Here is a 436-nt window from a genome sequence, read left to right on the forward strand (position 1 = left end):
GGTACTGATGATGGTGGTGTGCAAATCACTGCCTTGATGGAATCGCGTTATTTGTTTGGATTTCGTGCCTAATATCCGTGGGTTGATGTCGAGTGCCGGATCTTTATTTCCTTGCCCGTCTAAATAAGTCACTTCAATCGCTTTTGTTTCTCCTTTTTTATCGTGAATGTTAGTTATCATTGCCGAGTGAAATGTCTGGTCCTCCGAGGAGTACACTGCTTGATGAAAATGAACATGGTCACTCTTAGGGTGTTCAATACCTAATTTATTGAGGTAAGTTTCGGCTAATGTGCCTGTGAGTGGCTGACTGGTTTGTATATATTCTTTCGCTCTCTCTTCAAATTGTGCCATGTGTTTTGGCGTAGTAGTCAGTAATTGTTCATGTTTAGGGTTGGCGGTGAGTTGGTATTTATTAGGATCATTAAGGATGTTGTGG

General features: G+C 41.5%; 1 protein-coding gene. It reads right to left on the bottom strand.

All coding sequences use genetic code 11. The features are described 5' to 3' along the window. Positions 1-436 (bottom strand): hypothetical protein (locus AB4653_RS26630; protein WP_372105731.1); only part of this gene is annotated, 436 nt, incomplete at both ends.

This window comes from Vibrio sp. 10N.222.48.A3 (assembly GCF_041475345.1).
Classification (GTDB): Bacteria; Pseudomonadota; Gammaproteobacteria; order Enterobacterales; family Vibrionaceae; genus Vibrio; species Vibrio tasmaniensis_A.